General features: G+C 72.5%; 20 protein-coding genes. 11 read left to right on the forward strand and 9 right to left on the reverse strand.

Features of this window, described 5'->3' with window-relative positions; genetic code table 11:
• Positions 1–34: 34 nt before the first annotated feature.
• The 3 genes from ACZ7LT_RS13620 (at position 35) to ACZ7LT_RS13630 (ending at position 2,169) form a co-directional block, all read left to right on the forward strand.
• Positions 35–1,486, forward strand: a complete 1,452-nt coding sequence (locus tag ACZ7LT_RS13620; RefSeq protein ID WP_471236177.1) for an amino acid permease — start codon at positions 35–37, stop codon at positions 1,484–1,486.
• A 91-nt stretch (positions 1,487–1,577) separates the two neighbouring features.
• Positions 1,578–1,946, forward strand: coding sequence for a hypothetical protein (locus tag ACZ7LT_RS13625; protein WP_471236178.1), 369 nt, complete (start codon positions 1,578–1,580; stop codon positions 1,944–1,946).
• Between the two features lie 58 nt (positions 1,947–2,004).
• A complete protein-coding gene (locus ACZ7LT_RS13630; protein WP_471236179.1) occupies positions 2,005–2,169 on the forward strand; it encodes a hypothetical protein in 165 nt (54 codons plus the stop codon).
• Between the two features lie 36 nt (positions 2,170–2,205).
• Here ACZ7LT_RS13630 and ACZ7LT_RS13635 read toward each other — a convergent pair whose 3' ends face one another.
• On the reverse strand, positions 2,206–2,847 hold the full coding sequence (locus ACZ7LT_RS13635) for a TetR/AcrR family transcriptional regulator (protein ID WP_471236180.1): 642 nt from the start codon (positions 2,845–2,847) through the stop codon (positions 2,206–2,208).
• Positions 2,848–2,982: 135 nt separating this feature from the next.
• On the opposite strand from ACZ7LT_RS13635, the gene ACZ7LT_RS13640 reads away from it, so the two are divergent.
• On the forward strand, positions 2,983–4,413 hold the full coding sequence (locus tag ACZ7LT_RS13640; RefSeq protein ID WP_471236181.1) for an amidase: 1,431 nt from the start codon (positions 2,983–2,985) through the stop codon (positions 4,411–4,413).
• A 46-nt stretch (positions 4,414–4,459) separates the two neighbouring features.
• Here the strand turns inward: ACZ7LT_RS13640 and ACZ7LT_RS13645 are convergent, their stop codons facing one another.
• Both ACZ7LT_RS13645 and ACZ7LT_RS13650 read right to left on the reverse strand, forming a co-directional pair.
• A complete protein-coding gene (locus ACZ7LT_RS13645) occupies positions 4,460–5,023 on the reverse strand; it encodes a cysteine hydrolase family protein (RefSeq protein ID WP_471236182.1) in 564 nt (187 codons plus the stop codon).
• Positions 5,024–5,136: 113 nt separating this feature from the next.
• Positions 5,137–6,345: a low temperature requirement protein A gene (locus ACZ7LT_RS13650; RefSeq protein ID WP_471236183.1), complete on the reverse strand. Its 1,209-nt coding sequence runs from the start codon at positions 6,343–6,345 to the stop codon at positions 5,137–5,139.
• 182 nt (positions 6,346–6,527) lie between these two features.
• Between ACZ7LT_RS13650 and ACZ7LT_RS13655 the strand changes: the two genes are divergently transcribed.
• A complete protein-coding gene (locus ACZ7LT_RS13655) occupies positions 6,528–6,914 on the forward strand; it encodes a hypothetical protein (protein WP_471236184.1) in 387 nt (128 codons plus the stop codon).
• 10 nt (positions 6,915–6,924) lie between these two features.
• Here ACZ7LT_RS13655 and ACZ7LT_RS13660 read toward each other — a convergent pair whose 3' ends face one another.
• A complete protein-coding gene (locus ACZ7LT_RS13660; protein ID WP_471236185.1) occupies positions 6,925–7,557 on the reverse strand; it encodes an acyl-CoA-like ligand-binding transcription factor in 633 nt (210 codons plus the stop codon).
• An 80-nt stretch (positions 7,558–7,637) separates the two neighbouring features.
• Here ACZ7LT_RS13660 and ACZ7LT_RS13665 point away from each other — a divergent pair, with 80 nt between their 5' ends.
• Both ACZ7LT_RS13665 and ACZ7LT_RS13670 read left to right on the forward strand, forming a co-directional pair.
• Positions 7,638–8,576, forward strand: coding sequence for an oxidoreductase (locus tag ACZ7LT_RS13665; protein ID WP_471236186.1), 939 nt, complete (start codon positions 7,638–7,640; stop codon positions 8,574–8,576).
• Positions 8,577–8,728: 152 nt separating this feature from the next.
• Complete coding sequence (locus tag ACZ7LT_RS13670) at positions 8,729–9,148, forward strand: hypothetical protein (RefSeq protein WP_471236187.1); 420 nt, start codon at positions 8,729–8,731, stop codon at positions 9,146–9,148.
• Here the strand turns inward: ACZ7LT_RS13670 and ACZ7LT_RS13675 are convergent.
• Positions 9,138–9,947, reverse strand: coding sequence for a helix-turn-helix domain-containing protein (locus ACZ7LT_RS13675; RefSeq protein ID WP_471236188.1), 810 nt, complete (start codon positions 9,945–9,947; stop codon positions 9,138–9,140). The genes ACZ7LT_RS13670 and ACZ7LT_RS13675 overlap by 11 nt on opposite strands.
• A 215-nt stretch (positions 9,948–10,162) precedes the next feature.
• On the opposite strand from ACZ7LT_RS13675, the gene ACZ7LT_RS13680 reads away from it, so the two are divergent.
• Positions 10,163–10,465, forward strand: a complete 303-nt coding sequence (locus ACZ7LT_RS13680; RefSeq protein ID WP_471236189.1) for a 4a-hydroxytetrahydrobiopterin dehydratase — start codon at positions 10,163–10,165, stop codon at positions 10,463–10,465.
• A 15-nt stretch (positions 10,466–10,480) separates the two neighbouring features.
• Here ACZ7LT_RS13680 and ACZ7LT_RS13685 read toward each other — a convergent pair whose 3' ends face one another.
• Positions 10,481–11,350, reverse strand: a complete 870-nt coding sequence (locus ACZ7LT_RS13685) for a Rossmann-fold NAD(P)-binding domain-containing protein (RefSeq protein ID WP_471236190.1) — start codon at positions 11,348–11,350, stop codon at positions 10,481–10,483.
• 80 nt (positions 11,351–11,430) lie between these two features.
• On the opposite strand from ACZ7LT_RS13685, the gene ACZ7LT_RS13690 reads away from it, so the two are divergent.
• Positions 11,431–12,378 carry an AraC family transcriptional regulator gene (locus ACZ7LT_RS13690; protein ID WP_471236191.1) on the forward strand — a complete coding sequence of 316 codons (948 nt, stop codon included), beginning with the start codon at positions 11,431–11,433 and terminating at the stop codon, positions 12,376–12,378.
• A 109-nt stretch (positions 12,379–12,487) separates the two neighbouring features.
• The gene (locus ACZ7LT_RS13695; protein WP_471236192.1) at positions 12,488–13,351 is read left to right on the forward strand and encodes a class I SAM-dependent methyltransferase; all 864 of its coding nucleotides are present in this window, start codon (positions 12,488–12,490) and stop codon (positions 13,349–13,351) included.
• A 62-nt stretch (positions 13,352–13,413) separates the two neighbouring features.
• Here the strand turns inward: ACZ7LT_RS13695 and ACZ7LT_RS13700 are convergent, their stop codons facing one another.
• Positions 13,414–13,878 (reverse strand): RICIN domain-containing protein, encoded by a 465-nt coding sequence (locus ACZ7LT_RS13700; protein WP_471236193.1) that lies wholly within the window; start codon positions 13,876–13,878, stop codon positions 13,414–13,416.
• Entirely contained in the window at positions 13,875–14,903 is a 1,029-nt protein-coding gene (locus ACZ7LT_RS13705) for a GlxA family transcriptional regulator (protein WP_471236194.1), read from the reverse strand. Before ACZ7LT_RS13705 ends, ACZ7LT_RS13700 begins: the two co-directional genes overlap by 4 nt.
• 118 nt (positions 14,904–15,021) lie before the next feature.
• Here ACZ7LT_RS13705 and ACZ7LT_RS13710 point away from each other — a divergent pair, with 118 nt between their 5' ends.
• Complete coding sequence (locus tag ACZ7LT_RS13710) at positions 15,022–15,948, forward strand: NADP-dependent oxidoreductase (protein WP_471236195.1); 927 nt, start codon at positions 15,022–15,024, stop codon at positions 15,946–15,948.
• 6 nt (positions 15,949–15,954) lie between these two features.
• On the opposite strand, the gene ACZ7LT_RS13715 is transcribed toward ACZ7LT_RS13710, so the two are convergent.
• Positions 15,955–16,782 (reverse strand): aldo/keto reductase, encoded by an 828-nt coding sequence (locus ACZ7LT_RS13715; protein ID WP_471236196.1) that lies wholly within the window; start codon positions 16,780–16,782, stop codon positions 15,955–15,957.
• Positions 16,783–16,789: the final 7 nt, after the last annotated feature.

Genomic DNA, 16,789 nt, shown 5'->3' on the forward strand with positions numbered 1-16,789 from the left:
GCGGGCTTGTCCGACGAAAGGCGCACCACCCCCCATGACCAGCACCACAACCGAAGAGCACAGCCCCCACGCACGGCGCTTCGGACTCCCGATCGCCACCGCACTGGTCATGGGCAACATCATCGGCGGCGGAATCTTCCTGCTCCCCGCCTCCGTCGCCCCGTACGGCACCATCAGCCTGGTCGCCTTCGGCGTCCTCACCGTCGGCGCGCTCACACTCGCCCTGGTCTTCGGCCGGCTCGCCCGGCGCCACCCGCAGACCGGCGGCCCGTACGTGTACGCCCGCGCCGCCTTCGGCGACTTCGCCGGCTTCCTCGCCGCCTGGTCGTACTGGATCACCACCTGGGTCTCCAACGCGGCGCTCGCCGTCGCCGCCGTCGGCTACCTCGACGTCCTCGTCCCGCTGCGCGACTCCACCGCCGCGACGATCGCCGCCGCGCTGCTGCTGCAGTGGCTGCCCGCGCTCGCCAACCTGGCCGGTACGCGGTACGTCGGCGTAGTCCAACTCGTCGCCACCGTCCTCAAGTTCGTCCCCCTGCTGCTCGTCGCCGTCGGCGGTCTCTTCTTCTTCGACGCGGACAACCTGGGGCCGTTCCAGGCCGGCGACCACAGCGCGCTCGGCGCGATCTCCGCCTCCGCGGCGATCCTGCTCTTCAGCTACCTCGGCGTGGAATCCGCCGCCGTCAGCGCGGGCGAGGTCCGCGACCCGCAGCGCAACGTCGGCCGCGCCACCGTCCTCGGCACCCTCGCCGCCGCGCTGATCTACCTCCTGGGCACCCTGTCCGTCTTCGGCACCGTCGCCCACGACGACCTCGTCGGCTCCTCGGCGCCCTTCTCCGACGCCGTCAACGCCATGTTCGGCGGCGCGTGGGGCGGCACCGCCGTGGCCTGCATGGCCCTGGTCTCCATGGTCGGCGCCCTCAACGGCTGGACCCTCCTCAGCGCCCAGACGCCGTACGCGGCCGCCCGCGACGGACTGTTCCCGCGGGCGTTCGCGGTCAAGAAGCGCGGTGTGCCGACCGTCGGCGTCCTCGTCACCGTCGTCCTCGCCTCGCTGCTCACGGTGTACAACTACACGGCCGGTTCGCAGGGCGTCTTCGAGATCCTGGTCCTGATCACGACGTTCACCGCCACCGTCCCCTACCTCCTGTCGACCGCGGCCCAGATCTACTTCCTCCTCTCGGGCCGCTCCGACCGCGTCCACCGCCCCCGCCTCGTCCGCGACGCGATCCTCGCCGTGGCCGCCTTCGGCTTCTCCATGTGGCTGGTCGCCGGATCCGGCTACGCGGCCGTCTACCAGGGCGTGCTGTTCCTCTTCGCGGGCGTGCTCGTCTACGCGTGGATGTCGGCCCGCAAGGCGGCGCGGGCCGAGGACGGTACGGGCGGCACGGGCGCCGGGGACAGTGAGGCGCCGGAAGGTGAGCCGGCCAGTGCGGTGGAGGAGAGGTCGGTCCCGGTGGGCGCGCGTGGCCCCGTCCGCCAGTGAGGTGAAAACCGGCCTCGGGGTGTAGGCCGAGCGGGCGGATCCCGGGGCGTCGCCGCCGGATCCGGTCCGCGGCGGGGTAGTGGGGATGTCCATGAGCTCCGCGCCGACGCCCGTCTCTGAGACGCGCACTCGCGTGCGCCGGGGCCGCTGCCCGGTCCGCCGGACCGGGCTCGTGGCCCTGCTGGTCCTCGCCGCCCTCCTCGGGGTCTCAGCGCAGGCCGTGGCCGCCGGAACGGCCGTCCCGCGCCCCGCGGCCTCCGCCGCACCCGATCCCGGCGGGGAGGCCTCGGACGCCGAGACCGAATCCGCCGCCCCGGCCCGCGCCCGCCGTGCTCACGGAGCCGCGGCCGGCGCCGCCCGCCCCTCCCCGGCCCGTACGGGCCCACCCCGTACCGACGACTCCCGGCCCGTACACCCCCGCACGCTCCACACCGCGCGGCACGTGGTGATGCGCTGCTGAGAGGCCCGTACCTCCCGCAGCGCATCTCGCCCCACCCCCACCGCAAAGGAGCACAGCCATGCCCGTCGACCCCTTCGCCGTCATGAACGCCCTGCTGCGCGCCGAGGCCGCCCGCGAACAGGTGCACGCCACGGACCGCACGGCCCCTGCCCGGGAGAGCGGCGAGCCCGCGCCCCGGCCGGAGAGCGAACCTCACCGCGGAGACCGCCCGTCCCCGCGCTGAGCCATGCCCGTCGAGGGGCGCCGGCACCGGCGCCCCTCAGTGGGCCGCCCGCTCCCAGAGCGCCCCGAGGTGGGCATGGAGGACGTCGTGCGCCTCGTGCGGGGCGAGATGGCCGATGAGGACGTGGGTGGTGAGACCGTCGGCGAGGGCGAGCAGGGTGCGCGCCTCGCGTCGCGGGTCGAGTGGCTGGGTGGCCGCCCGGCCCTCCGCTTCCGGGGCCTTGGTGACGGCTTCGACGGCGTCGACGGCTTCCGCGACGAGGCGGGTGAACGTCTGCTCAAGGGCGGTGTAGTTCGTCTTCAGGGTCGCGGCGAGCGGTTCGCTGACGACCGCCTGCGCGACGAAGGCGAGCCAGACCCTGGCCTGGGCGCGGTGCTCCTCCCGGAGCAGTGAGATCTCGGTGGCCGCGTGGCCGAGGGCGGTACCGGCCGACTGGGCCGGGCTACTGACGAGGCGGGCCCGCACGCGCTCGCCAATCCGCTCGCCGACATGCCCGAGGGCGAAGACGAGCATCTCCTCCTTGGTGTGGAAGCAGCGCTGCACGGCGCCCATCGACACCTGGGCGCGGGCGGCGACGTCGCGCAGGGTCACGCCCTCCAGTCCGCGTTCGTCGGCCAAGCGGCAGACGGCCTCGGCGATGAGGCGGCGCCGGCCTTCGTGATCGACCTGTTTGGGCATGCCCGTCGCCTTCCTGTGCTGCTGTGTCGCCCTGTCGCGGATTCTCGGCGCAGTTTATTCGATGCGCTCGCATCGGTTCTACGGTACGGTTCCGATGCAAGCGCATTGGTACGTGGAGGGGAAAGGACGAGCGCCATGCAGGACGCCCTGTGGAAGATGACGGCCGCCGCCCAGGCGGAGGCGGTACGCGACGGAGACGTCTCTGCCGTCGAACTGGTCGACAGCCACCTGGAGCGCATCGCCGAGGTCAACCCGCGGGTGAACGCGGTCACGCAGCTTCTGGCGGAGCGGGCACGGGAGGCCGCGGCGGACACGGACCGGCGGCGGGCCGCCGGCGACGTGCTGGGGCCGCTCGCGGGCGTGCCGTTCACGGTGAAGGAGACCACCGCCGTCGAAGGCGTGCCGACGACGTTCGGTGTGGAACGCTTCCGGGACATGGTGGCACCGGCCGACGCGCCTCCCGTGGCACGGCTGCGCGCGGCGGGGGCCATCCCCATCGGGCACAGCAACATGCCGACCCTGATCCTCGCGGGGATGCACACACGCAGCGAACTGTTCGGTGACACGGTCAACCCCTGGGACCCCGCCCGCACCCCGGGCGGCACGAGCGGTGGCGACGGGGTGGCCGTCGCCACGGGCATGGCGGCGCTCGGGCTCGGGAACGACTCCGGCGGATCGGTGCGCATCCCGGCCCAGTTCTCCGGGGTCGCTGCGCTGAAGCCGTCCACGGGCCGGTTTCCCGCCGACCACCGCGCCTTCGGCCCGGAGGACCCCGGACCCGCCTCCCAGGTGCTGGTCACCGACGGCCCGCTGGCCCGGAGCGTGGGCGACCTGCGCCTGGCGTACGAGGTCCTGGCCGGGACCGACCCGCGCGACCCGCGGGCCCTGCCGGTGCCCCTGTACGGGGAGCCGCTGCCCGGCCCGATCAAGGTCGCGGTCGTGGCGGACCCGGGCGGCCACGGCGTCCACCCCGCGATTCGCGCCGCGGTCGCGACCGCGGCCGACGCGCTGCGCGACGCCGGGTACGACGTGTGCGAGGTGGACGACGTCCCGCGGCTGGACGAGGCCCTGGATGCGTACGGCCGGATCACCGTGACCGAGTTCGCCCCGACCTGGCCGGCGGTACGCACCCTCCTCGGCGACGGCGGAGACCGCTACATCGAGATGGCCATGGCTCAGACGCCGCCCGCGAGCCCTGCGGAGTTCATGAAGCTGATGGGCACGTGGCTGAACATCCGCCGCTCCTGGGCCGAATTCCTCGACACCTACCCGCTGCTGCTCGGCCCGGTCTTCACCGAGCCCCCTGTCGAGCCGGGCCTGGAGTCGCGCGACGCCGCGGGCCGTGAGCGGGTCGCGTCGGGCATGCGCCTGTGCTCGGTCACCAGCTTCGTGGGCGTCCCTGGCGTGGCCGTACCGACCGGCGTGACCGAAGGCCTCCCGACCGGAGTCCAGATCGTCGGCCGCGCCTTCCGCGAGGACCTGTGCCTGTCCGCGGCCCAGGCGATCGAGGACCGCCTCGGCGTCCTGACCCCACTGGACCCGCGCCCGGCGGCGCGTACGGTCTGAACGTGCGGCGCGCGGGCCGCGGCGCGGGCCTCAGCCGCGGGGTGGCTCAGCCCGCGCCGGCGAAACTCACGTCGGCGGTGTCGACGGTGTCCGCGCGGCGTCCGGGTGCGCTCTGCCACCGCCAGTAGAGGTTGGTGTGGGCGATCACCTGGCCCGGGGCCGGCGCGCCGTACTGGCTGAGGTCCTGCGTCGTATGCGCGTCGCCGACCAGCGTCACGTCGTACCCGCGGACCAGGGCCCCGTGCAGAGTCGACCGTATGCACATGTCGCTCTGGGCACCCGTCACCACAAGCCGGCCCACCCCACGCTCGGCGAGCAGCGCCTCCAGCGCGGTGCCCTCGAACGAGTCACCGTAGGTCTTGTGGACGAGAGGGTCCGCCGCTCGGCGATCCGCCAGCTCCGGCACGTACTGCCAGGGCTCGCTGCCCCGCTCGAGTTCGTCGTCGGAATGCTGCACCCAGACTACGGGCACGTCCTCGGCGCGAGCCTTGCCCACCAGGGTCTTGATATTCGCGATCACGCCGTCGCGGTCGTGGGCCCCGGCCACCACCCCGTTCTGGACATCGATGACGAGCAGCGCGGTGTTCGGCCGATCGGGCAGAGTCGTCAACGGAACTCCCGTTCGTGGTCACGGATGCTGTGTCGCTCCCACAGTAGGGCGGCCCTGTGAGCGGCTGACCCGAGTACGCAGCTGCCGGAAGAGATACGAACCGCCGCCTCTCCCTACGTGTGCTCCGCGACCAGGCCCGTACGCGCCGCGATCCGCCCGTGCGCCACCACCAGCGCGGTCACCGCTACGGCCAGCAGGCCGAGCGCCGCCAGCGCGGGAATCCGTACGACGAGCGCGCCCGACGCGAGGAACACGACCCCGCCGCCGATCAGCGCGGGCGACCAACGGCCCCCGGACCGCGCGAGAATGGCCGCGGTGCCGAGCAGGAAGATCCCCATCCCGCCGGAGAGCGCCCAGGCGACCGGGCCGTGCAGCGGCTCGGCGAGCCCGTAGTGGCCGGTGTCGGCGACCTGTTGAAGGACCTTCTTCAGGCCGAGCGCGCTCAGCACCACCCCGGCGACCAGCGGAAGATGCAGGAACGTGTACGTGTCCCGGGCGAACCGCGTCCGCTCGTCCCCCTCCAGTTCCTCCAGTCGGCGCTCCGCCGCCTCGCCGACCTGACGGAAGTACAGCCGCCACAGCCCCGCCGCGACCAGCAGCCCGGCGACGGCCGCGCCCAGGACCGGCCAGGTGACCGGCAAGCTGGCCACGCCCACCCCCATGGCCACGATCGACTCACCCAGCGCGATGATCACGATGAGCCCGTGGCGCTCGGCGAAGTGCCCCGGAGATCTCACGCGCCACCCCGACGCACCGGTCACATAGATCCCGCAGTAGTCGATGACCACGGCCCCCAGCCACCACAGCAACTGCGCGCCCCCGTTGAACGCGCTGCCCGCCAGCAGCAGCACCAGCGGCGGTACGACGGAGAAGAGCGCCGTCCGCCGCAGGGTGTGCCGCAGCGCGGTGTCGTCCGGGTCGGACATCCAGTACGACACCAGATGCAGCAGCCGTACGACTCCGTAACAGGCAACGAACGCCAACGCCGCCGGCAGCCCTCCGGGCCGGTCGGCGAAGACCTCCGGCACCGTCAGCGACACGACGAACACCACCGTCATGACGGCGACCAGCACCGCGAACACGGCCCCGGAATCGGCCCGCACCACATTGCCCAGCCAGGCGAAACAACACCAGCACCACCACAGCAGCGCCAGCACGACCATCGCCCCGACGATCCGCATGGGCCCGGGATCCGCCGCCATCAACGCCGTGACCTGCGTAATCGCGTACACGAAGACCAGATCGAAGAACAACTCGGCCGGGGTGACCTTGTGATCACCCCCGGTCGCCCTCATCCTCGCCCGCTCACCCACACGCGCCATGCCGTCCCTCCCACCGTCCCTGCAGGCCCCGGGCAGTGTAGGCCGAGCGCTGCGGGCGGGGACGGGCGAACTACCCAGTGAGACAGGTCAGTTCGGGCCGCGAGCCGTACGAGACCGCGCTGCCTCGGCCCAGGGACCGGTCCGGCCGGGCCCCTCATCCGGCCCCATGGCAGAGTGAGCCCATGCTCCTGCCTCGCGAGAACGCGCAATTCGTCTTCGGTCCTGTGCCGATCCTGCTGCTCGGCGCCGCCCCGATCCATGCGTCGCTGCCCCCGCTCCACGCCCCCGAAGGGCGGATGCCCATCTGCGAGGGATGGCAGATAGCCGCGCGCCTGACCCTCTGTCTGGTCGACGGGCCGGGTGAGGCGGGGTGCATCGTGCCGACGCTCGGCGCGGCGGACGAGCAGGACGCCCAGGAGGAGCTCGACGGCATGAGCGAGTGGTGCGCCGCCGTGCAGCAGGCCGGCGGCGCCGTGGTCGCCTCGCTCGACGCGCTGCCGGACGCCCTCGACTGGGACGAGCTCTTCACTGGCGGCCGCGCCCGCGGCGGCTTCGTCAGCGCCGCCTGACCCCCTCGCGCTAGGCGCGCCGCTCGGCGGCGTCGAGCGCCGGTGCGATGACCGCGAAGGCCTGGTCGATCAGGTCGGCCGGGTCCGCGGTGCCGGCGCTGCCGCTCCACCGTTGCAGCACGGTGTCGAAGGCGCTCAGCGCCATGGCGGCCGCCAGCTGCGGATACAGATCGCCGTCCCCGTCGAGCCCCTGGCGGCGTGCCACCTCCGCCGCCAGATCGTCACGCCACTGCGCCTGCCGCTCCAGGAACCGCGCGTGCAGGGCGGGCGTCCGCAGAATCAGCTGAACGACGCTCAGCGCCCGGTCGAAATGGTCGGCACAGGCGGCGATCGGCACCGAGACGGCGTGCCGCAGAGCCGCCGAAGGGCTCTCCTCGGCGGGGCGCGCCGCCAGTTCCGTACACATGTCCGCGCCCATCTCGGCCAGGAATTGGACGACCACGTCCTCCTTGGACGCGAAATACCGGAAGAACGTCCGCTTGGACACTCCGGCGGTGGCCACGATCTCGTCGATGGTCACCCCGTCGAACCCTTTACGTGCCAGCAGCTGCAGCGCGGCCTCGGTCAACTCATTGGAGACGAGCTGGCGTTTGCGCTGCGCCAGGCTGACTTCGGGACGCGTGACTTCGGGGCGTGAGTTCACCGTGACATGGTAACCCCATGCCTCACATGGCACCCAGGAGCGTCTTGACACTTGGTGTCACGATCGGCAGTGTGTGCCACATGACATCGCAGCAGCGCTGGACCGCCGACCAGATTCCGGACCAGACCCAGCGGGTGTTCGTCGTCACCGGCGCCAACAGCGGCCTCGGCCTGGCGACCACCCGCGCGCTCGCCCGCCGCGGCGGGCGGGTGATCCTCGCGGTACGCGACGAGGAGAAGGGCCACCGCGCGGCCGCGGAGATCACGGCCGAACAGGCGGACGCGGACCTCGACGTACGCCACCTCGACCTGGCCGACCTCGACTCCGTACGCGCCTTCGCCGACCGGTTGCGCGCCGACCACCCCCGGCTCGACGTGCTCGTCAACAACGCCGGCGTGATGGCGCCGCCCCGCTCGCTGAGCGCGCAGGGCCACGAGCTGCAGTTCGCCTGCAACCACCTCGGCCACTTCGCCCTCACCGGACTCCTGCTCGACCAGTTGAGCGCCGGGCGCGACCCCCGCGTGGTGACGGTCAGCTCGATCAACCACCGCAAGGGACGCATCCACTTCGACGACATCTCCGGCGAGCGCACCTACGGCCCGATGGCCTTCTACAACCAGTCCAAGTTCGCCAACGCCGTCTTCGGCTGGGAACTCCACCGCCGCCTGACCCAGGCGGGCAGCGGGGTGCGCAGCGTCCTCGCCCACCCCGGCTACACCGCCACCAACCTCCAGACGAGCGCACCGATCGCCCTGTGGCGGCTGGTGTTCGGCCGCATCGGCAACCCCCTGCTCGCCCAGTCCCCGCCCCAGGGCGCACTGCCCCAGCTGTACGCGGCCACGGCCCCGAACGCCGAAAGCGGCCACTTCATCGGCCCCAACGGCCCTGCCGAACTCCGCGGCACCCCCACCCACGTCCCCCTCGCCCCCGCGGCCTCCTCCCCGGACACCGCCCGCCGCCTGTGGGACCTTTCGGAACAGCTGACGAACGTACGGTACGGACTCCCGGCCCCCGTCTAGACGGCCCGGACGACGGCCGCGGCATTACCTCGGACGTAATCGACCCCCGTCGGCGGCAGCGGCATCGTGGGGTGCGCCGGGGCCCGCCCGGCGCACTCCGGGCGGGCTTCGGCGGTTGGAGAGAACTCATCCCTGACGGAGGCTGATCCGCCATGTCGCACGCCCTGCTCGCCGGAATCTCCCGCACCACCGAGCCGCAGTCCATGCTGCGTCGCTTCCTCGCGCTCGACGCCGTCGTCACCGGGGCCAACGCAGTGGCCTACGCCGTGGCCTCCGAGCCGCTCGGGGAGCTTCTCGGGGTGGATGCCGGGCTGCTGCTCCAACTCGGGCTGCTGCTGGCCGTGTTCGCCGGGTTCGTCGGGTTTCTCGCCACGCGGGCGCGGCCCGCCGCCGGGGCCGTGAAGGCCGTGGTGGACGTCAACGCCGTCTGGGTGGTCCTCAGCGTCGTCGCCCTCGCCGTCTGGCTCTCGCCGAGCGCCGTGGGCATGGTCTGGATCCCGGCGCAGGCCGCCGTCGTCGGCGCGTTCGTCGTATTGCAGTGGTCCGCGCTGCGGGCCGCCGCTACGCGCTGACCGAGCGCAGATACGCCACCGTCGCCTGGTCGGCCGGGAGCAGCGTCTCGATCGCCAGCTCGGCGACCGTCACATCCATCGGCGTGTTGAACGTCGAGATGGACGACACGAACGACAGCACCCGGCTGTCGTGCTCGATCCGCAGCGGCAGCGCGAAGTAGGGGAACGGCACCGGGTCCTCCCGGTCGTCCGGGTCGCCGCCCGTCTCCGGCAGGGGATAGGCGGCGACCTCGTCGTACAGCGCCCGCAGCGGCTCCGAGCGCGCCAGGCCGATCTGGCGCTCCATCTGGGCCAGCAGATGGCCCCGCCACTCCCGCAGGTTCCGGATGCGCGGCGCGAGACCCTCCGGGTGGAGGGTGATCCGCATCGAGTTCATCGGGGGAGTGAGCAGATGCTCCGGCAGCCCCGTCAGCAGCATCCCGATGGCCCGGTTCGCGGCCACCACCGTGTACGAGCCGTCGACGACGAGCGCCGGGTACGGGTCGTAGCCCTGGAGCAGGGTCTCGATCCCCTCGCGGAGCGTCTCCAGCGACGGATCGTTCAGGGACGACTCCGTGTACCGGGGCGCGTAACCGGCCGCGAGCAGCAAGGCGTTCCGCTCCCGGACCGGCACCTCCAGATGCTCGGCCAGCTTGAGGATCATCTCCTCGCTCGGCCGCGACCGGCCCGTCTCGACGAAGGAGATGTGCCGCGCCGAGGAGTCGGCGCGCAGCGCGAGCTCCAACTGGCTCAGCCGCCGACGCACGCGCCAGCCGCGCAGCAGCGGCCCTACACCATGGCCGGTGGCGACAGTTGTCATGGGCAGACGGTAACCCAGGAGGGGAACCGGCCGGGTGACGCCCAGATGGGGAGAGCGAAGAGCGGGTACGTAGACCGTATCGTCACGGGTCACGGACGTTGTGCCATGTCACACCGCGTCACGGATGCCGTGCCATGTCACACCGCGTCATGGACGCCATGCCATGTCACACCCGACGTACCGTCATATCCGTTTCACCGGAGGGAGCCCCGGACATGCCCACCCAGCCGCTGTCACAGAAGGAGATCGAGGACCGGCTGCGCGAACTGCCCGGATGGAGCCTGGACGGCGACCGCATCGCCCGCACCTACCGTCTCGGTACGCACTTCGCGGCCACCGCCCTCGTCGTCCACGTCGCCCAGATCCAGGAGGAGCTCAACCACCACTCCGACCTGACCCTCGGCTACAACACCGTCGCCCTCTCCGTGAACAGCCACGACGTCGGCGGCATCACCGAGCGCGACTTCGCCCTCGCCCACCGGGTCGAGGAAGCCGCCCCCGGCCACGGCGCCGACTGACCCCGCCCCGGCCGGTCAGCCCTGGGGCCAGGCCGCGGCGGCGAAGGACCCGAAGTCCTTCGGGGCCCGGCCGAGCACCCGCTCCACCCCGTCCGTCACCGAGGCGTTGTGGCCGTCGAGCAGCATCGAGAACAGCCCCGCCAGCCACTGCGCCTCGGGCCGCGGCAGCCCGTACTCCTCCAGCATCGCCGCGTACTCCTCGCCGCTCAGCGGTACGTACGCCACCGGACGCCCCGAGACCCGGGAGATCTCGGCGGCCACCTCGTCGAAGGTGACCAGCCGCGGCCCGGTCACCTCATGGACCAGCCCCGCGTGACCGTCCTCCATGAGCGCCGCGACCACCACGTCCGCCAGGTCGTCGGCGTCGATGAACGGCTCCGCGGTGGACCCGGCCGGGAAGGCGATCTCGCCCGCCTGGACGCCGTCCGCCAGCGCGCCCTCGTTGAAGTTCTGCGCGAAGAACGAGGCCCGTACGACCGTCAGCTCGGCGCCCCTCGCCGCCGCCCGCAGGGCGTCCTCGGCCAGCACCGCCGCCGGCTCGCCCCGCCCCGACAGCAGCACCAGCCGCCGCACCCCGAGCTCGGCGGCGAGCTTCCCGAAGGCGTCCATCGCCTCCACCGCCCCGGGCGCGGCCAGATCCGGGTAGTAGGCGACGTACGCGGCGTCCGCCCCGGCCAGGGCCGGCCCCCAGGTCTCCGGCGCCTCCCAGTCGAAGACGGTCGAGCCCGTGCGGGAGCCGGAGCGTACGGTCACATTGCGCGCCTGGAGCCGCTCGGTGACCCGGCGGCCGGTCTTGCCCGAGCCGCTGGTGACCAGAACGGTCGCGATGGTGTCCGTGCCCCTCGCGGGGTTCGCGTTCTGCTTGGTGTTCGTCGTCGTTGTCATGCCACAAGACTGGCGGCGGACAAGACGACTTCCCATGCTGCACAGGCTCAATCGCATACGCGTGCGTCTACGCTTCCCGCATGGACGCACTCGCCGGACTCCTGGACGGACCGCGGGCCAAGGGGGCCTTCCTCCTCCGTATGGTCATGGAGCCACCCTGGGCGGTACGGATCGAGGACCGCGCCCCGCTCTGCTTGATGTGCGTGACCGAAGGCGAGGCATGGATCGTCCCCGACGACGGCGACCCGGTCCTGCTGCGCCCCGGCGACGTGGCCATCGCCCGAGGACCGGAGCCGTACACCGCCGCCGACACCCCCGGCACTCCGCCGCAGGCCGTCATCGGCCCCGGCGGCACCTGCACCACCCTGCGCGGGGAGCCGCTGTCGCAGGCCATGCGGCTGGGGGTACGCACCTGGGGCAACGCCGCGCACGGCTCGCACACCATGCTCATCGGCACCTACCAGATGGACGGCGAGGTCAGCCGGCGTCTCCTCGACGCACTGCCGCCCCTGCTGCACATCCCGGCCGAGGTGTGGAACTGCCCGCTCATGCCCGTCCTCGACGAGGAGATCTCCCGCGACGAGCCCGGCCAGAGCGTCGTCCTCGACCGGGTCCTGGACCTGCTCCTGATCGCCGTGCTGCGCGCCTGGTTCTCCCGGCCGGGCGCGAAGGCGCCAGCGTGGTACCGCGCCATGGGCGATCCGGTGGTCGGACATGCCCTGCGCCTGCTCCAGGACGATCCGGCCCATCCCTGGACGGTCGCCGCGCTCGCCGCCAAGGCCGGCGTCTCCCGCGCCGGTCTCGCCCGCCGCTTCACCGAACTGGTGGGGGAGCCCCCGATGGCGTACCTGACCGGCTGGCGGCTCGCGCTCGCCGCCGATCTGCTGCGCCAGACGGACGCCACCGTCGAGTCGGTGGCGCGGCAGGTCGGCTACAGCAGCGCGTTCGCCCTCAGCGCCGCCTTCAAACGCGAACGCGGCATCAGCCCCCAGGAACACCGCACAAGCGGCCCCGCCCCCCGTCCCTGACCGCCGCCCACCACTCCAGGCGCCCGGCCGAGGCACCCGGTCGGCCGTCCGCGTTGCCGAAACCGCAACGAAACTCGCCTCGAACCGGCCGGACCAGCACGCTGACCCCATGAGCCATCACCACGACGACACACACATCGACTGGAACGAGCTGAGCACCCTCCTGGAGACCGGCGCCGAGCTGCAGGACCCCCTCTACGCCCAGGCCGCGTCCTGGCTCGGCACCCTCGTGCCCGCCGCGGGGGTGCGCCGGATCCTCGACATCGGCAGCGGGCCCGGCGTCCTCACCTGCCTCCTCGCCGAGGCGTTCCCCTACGCCGAGGTCGTCGCCGTCGACGCGGAGCAGCCCCTCCTCAAGCTTGCCGCGCGCCGCGCCGAGCGAGCCGGCCTCGGCGACCGCGTCTCCGTCCGGCACGCCGAACTCCCCGGCGCCATCGACGACTTGGGCGAGACCGACCTTGTCTGGGCCGGCAACTCGCTGCACCATCTGGGGGACCAGCGCGCCGCCCTGAGCGCGTTCGCCCGGCTGCTGCGCCCCGGCGGGCTGCTCGCCGTCGTCGAAGGCGGCCTGCCCGCCCGGCATCTGCCCAGGAGCATCGGCATCGGCCGACCGGGCCTGGAGGCCCGCCTCGACGCGGTCCACGCCGACTGGTTCACCGACATGCGGGCCGAGCTGCCCGGCCACACGGACGAGACCGAGGACTGGCGCGCGCTGCTCACGGCGGCCGGCGTCGCACCGAGCGGCACCCGGACGTTCCTGCTCGACGTACCGGCTCCGCTGCCCGCCGTCGTACGGGACCACGTCGTCGCCGGGTTCACCCGGCGGCGTACGGTCCTCGCGGACCGGCTCGCCGCCGACGACCTGGCCACCCTGGACCGGCTGCTCGACCCGCGGGACCCGCAGAGCCTGCACCGGCGCCCCGACGTGTACTACGCCACCGCACACACCGTCCACACCGCCCGGCGCGGCTGACCGCCGCCCCCCTCGGCCCGCCCCAGGCGTTCCCAGCCAGACGGGACTTTCGAAACACGCCCCTAGGACACGGGCTCCAGCCGCCACCACTGCGCGGGGGAGTCCGTGTCCTCCCACTGCCGCACGGCCCCGCCGTCCTCCGTCGAACCGTCGGCGACCTCCAGCAGCAGCCCGCTGATGAAGCTGACCAGAGCCACCGTCCCCGGGGACTGGAGGTCCTGCTCGATGATCCACTCCTGGGCGCCGAAGTTGTTGGCCTTCCACTGCTGGACCGCGGCGCCGTTCTCCGTGGAGGCGTTGGCCACGTCGAGCCGCTTGCCGCTGGCCACGTTCACCACATGGTGCAGCCCGCTGCCGCCCAGCACCGGCGCGATGTGCCAGTGCTGGCCCGGCGTGCCGTTCTCCGCCGCCTGCTGGACCCGGGCCCCGCTGCCCTTGGCGCCCTTGTAGACCTCCAGGACCAGCCCACTCGCGACATTGCGCACCCGATAGACGCCCTCGGGGAACGGGGTGGGGGACGGGCTCACCGGCTGTGCTCCTTGCTCGTACGGTGTGACCTCGTACGGTGTGACATGGTCGACATGGTCTGGAACGTGCGCCGGTAGGCGGCCGGGGAGACCCCGACCATGCTGCGCATGTGCTGACGCAGGGAGTTGCCGCTGCCGAAACCGGCCCGGTCGGCGATGTGGTCGACCGGAAGATCGCTCGTCTCCAGCAACTGCTTGGCCAGCTCGACGCGTTGAGCCGTGAGCCACTGCCCGGGCGTGAGACCCGACTCGTCCCGGAAGCGGCGCGTGAACGTCCGTACGCTCATCCGCGCGTGCCCGGCCAGCTCCGCCAAGGTCAGCGGCCGCTCCAGGCGTTCCAGCGCCCACGCGCGCGTCGGCGCGGTCGTGGCCACTGACGGCTCGGGCACCGGCCGTTCGATGAACTGCGCCTGCCCGCCCTCCCGCCACGGCGGTACGACACACAGCCGGGCGACCCGGTTGGCGACGGCACTGCCGTGGTCGCGGCGCACCAGATGCAGACACAGGTCGACGCCCGCGGCGGCGCCCGCCGACGTCAGGACGTCCCCGTCGTCGACGAACAGCACCTCGGCGTCGACGTCGACACGCGGGAAGAGCGCCCGGAAGTGGTCCGCCTCGAACCAGTGCGTCGTCGCGCGGCGCCCGTCGAGGAGCCCGGCGGCCGCCAGAGCGTACGCCCCCGTACAGATGGACACGATCCGCGCGCCGGGCCGGATCCGGGCCAGCGCGGCCGTCAGCTCCCGGCCAAGCAGCCCCTCCTCAGCCTGCTGCCGCAGCGCATGCGCGGGCGGTACGACGACGGTGTCGGCCTCCTCCAGCGCCTCGGGACCGTGCTCGACGGTGACCGAGAAGCCCGCGTCGGTACGGACCGGGGCGCCGTCCGGCGTACACACCCGTACGTCGTACAGCGGCGAGCCGTCCCGGTCCCGCGCGCAGTCGAAGATCCGCGTGGGGATCCCCAGTTCGAAGGGCATCACCCCGTCGAGGGCGAGGACGACCACCCGATGTCTGCCATCACGATCCATGGCCAGATCCTGTCACATCATGGCCATCGGGCCAGTACCCGGGGGCCCGGTCCTGGCAGAGGCTGAGGACATCACCGCACCCTGTGAAACCCCACCATGTGAAAGGGCACACACCCCGATGACCAGCAACGCCGCGACCGCCACCATGCGCGCCATCAGCACCCCCGAATGGGGCGGCCCGGAGGTCCTCACCGAGGTCCGCCTCGCCCGCCCCGAGCCCGGCCCCACCGAGATCCTGGTCCGTGTCCACGCCGCGGGCGTCAACCCCGTCGACTGGAAGTCCCGCGCCACCGGCGGCTTCGGCCAGTGGGACGAGACGCCCGTCCTCGGCTACGACGTCTCCGGAGTGGTGGAGGCCGTCGGCCTCGGTGTCACGTTGTACCGCCCCGGCGACGAAGTGCTCGGCATGCCCGACTTCCCCCGCCAGGCCGGCGCCTACGCCGAGTACGTCACCGGCCCCGCCCGCCACTTCGTCCCCAAGCCGGCCGGCCTTGACCACATCCACGCGGCGGCCCTGCCGCTGGCCGGACTCACCGCCTGGCAGTCCCTCGTCGAGACCGCCCAGCTGCGCCCCGGCCACCGCGTCCTGATCCACGCCGCCGCGGGCGGCGTCGGCCACCTCGCCGTCCAGATCGCCAAGGCCCACGGCGCCCACGTCATCGGCACCGCGAGCGCCCCCAAGCACGCCTTCCTGCGCGAGCTCGGCGCCGACGAGCTGATCGACTACACGACCACCGACTTCACCGAAACCGTACGGGACGTGGACACCGTCCTCGACACCATCGGCGGCGACTACACCGCCCGCTCCCAGGCCGTCCTGCGCGAGGGCGGAACGCTCGTCCCCCTCACCGCCCCGGTCGACGGCGTGCCCGGCTTCACCCTCGTCGAACCGGACTACGCGGGCCTGCGCGCCCTGACCGCGCTGGTCGAGCAGGGCAAACTGCGTGTCGAGGTCGACACCGTCCTGCCGCTCGCCGAGGCGGCGAAGGCCCACGAGCTCGGCGAGACCGGCCGGACCCGCGGCAAGATCGTCCTCACGGTCTGACCCGGCTCACCGGAAGTCCTCCGGGTCCGGGCCGAGCCGCCGGCCCTCGTCCAGCGCGGCGAAGGCCGCCATGTCGTCCTCGTCGAGCGTGAAGTCGAAGATGTCGAGGTTCTCCCGGATCCGGGACGGTGTCACCGACTTGGGGATCGTCACGTTTCCCAGCTGCAGATGCCAGCGCAGCACCACCTGGGCCGGGGTCCGCTCGTGCTTGCGGGCGACCGCCACGACCGTCGGCACTTCCAGCAGGCCGCGCCCCTGCCCGAGCGGCGACCAGGCCTCGGTGGCGATCCCGTAACGGGAGTGTGCGGCACGGGACTCGGCCTGCTGGAACTGCGGGTGCAGCTCGATCTGGTTGACGGCCGGCTCGACGGACGTCTCGGCGACGAGCCGGTCCAGGTGCTGGGGAAGGAAGTTGGAGACACCGATCGCCCGCGCCCGCCCCTCCGCGTAGATCTTCTCGAACGCCTTGTACGTGTCGACGAACGCGTCCCGCGACGGCACCGGCCAGTGGATCAGATATAGATCGACGTAGTCGAGACCCAGCCGGTCCAGGGACGCGTCGAAGGCGCGCAGGGTCGAGTCGAAGCCGTGGTCGCTGTTCCAGAGCTTGGTGGTGACGAAGAGCTCGTCACGGGGGATCCCCGAGCCGGTGACCGCCCGGCCGGTGCCCCGCTCGTTCTCGTAGGCGGCCGCGGTGTCGATCGAGCGGTACCCGGCCTCCAGGGCCGTGGCCACGGCCCGCTCCGCCTCGTCGTCGGGGACCTGCCAGACACCGAAGCCGAGCTGGGGCATGGTGACGCCGTTGTTGAGAGTGATGGAGGGGACCTTCGTCACGGGCTTT

The sequence above is a fragment of the Streptomyces sp. NPDC039465 genome (genome assembly GCF_055639315.1).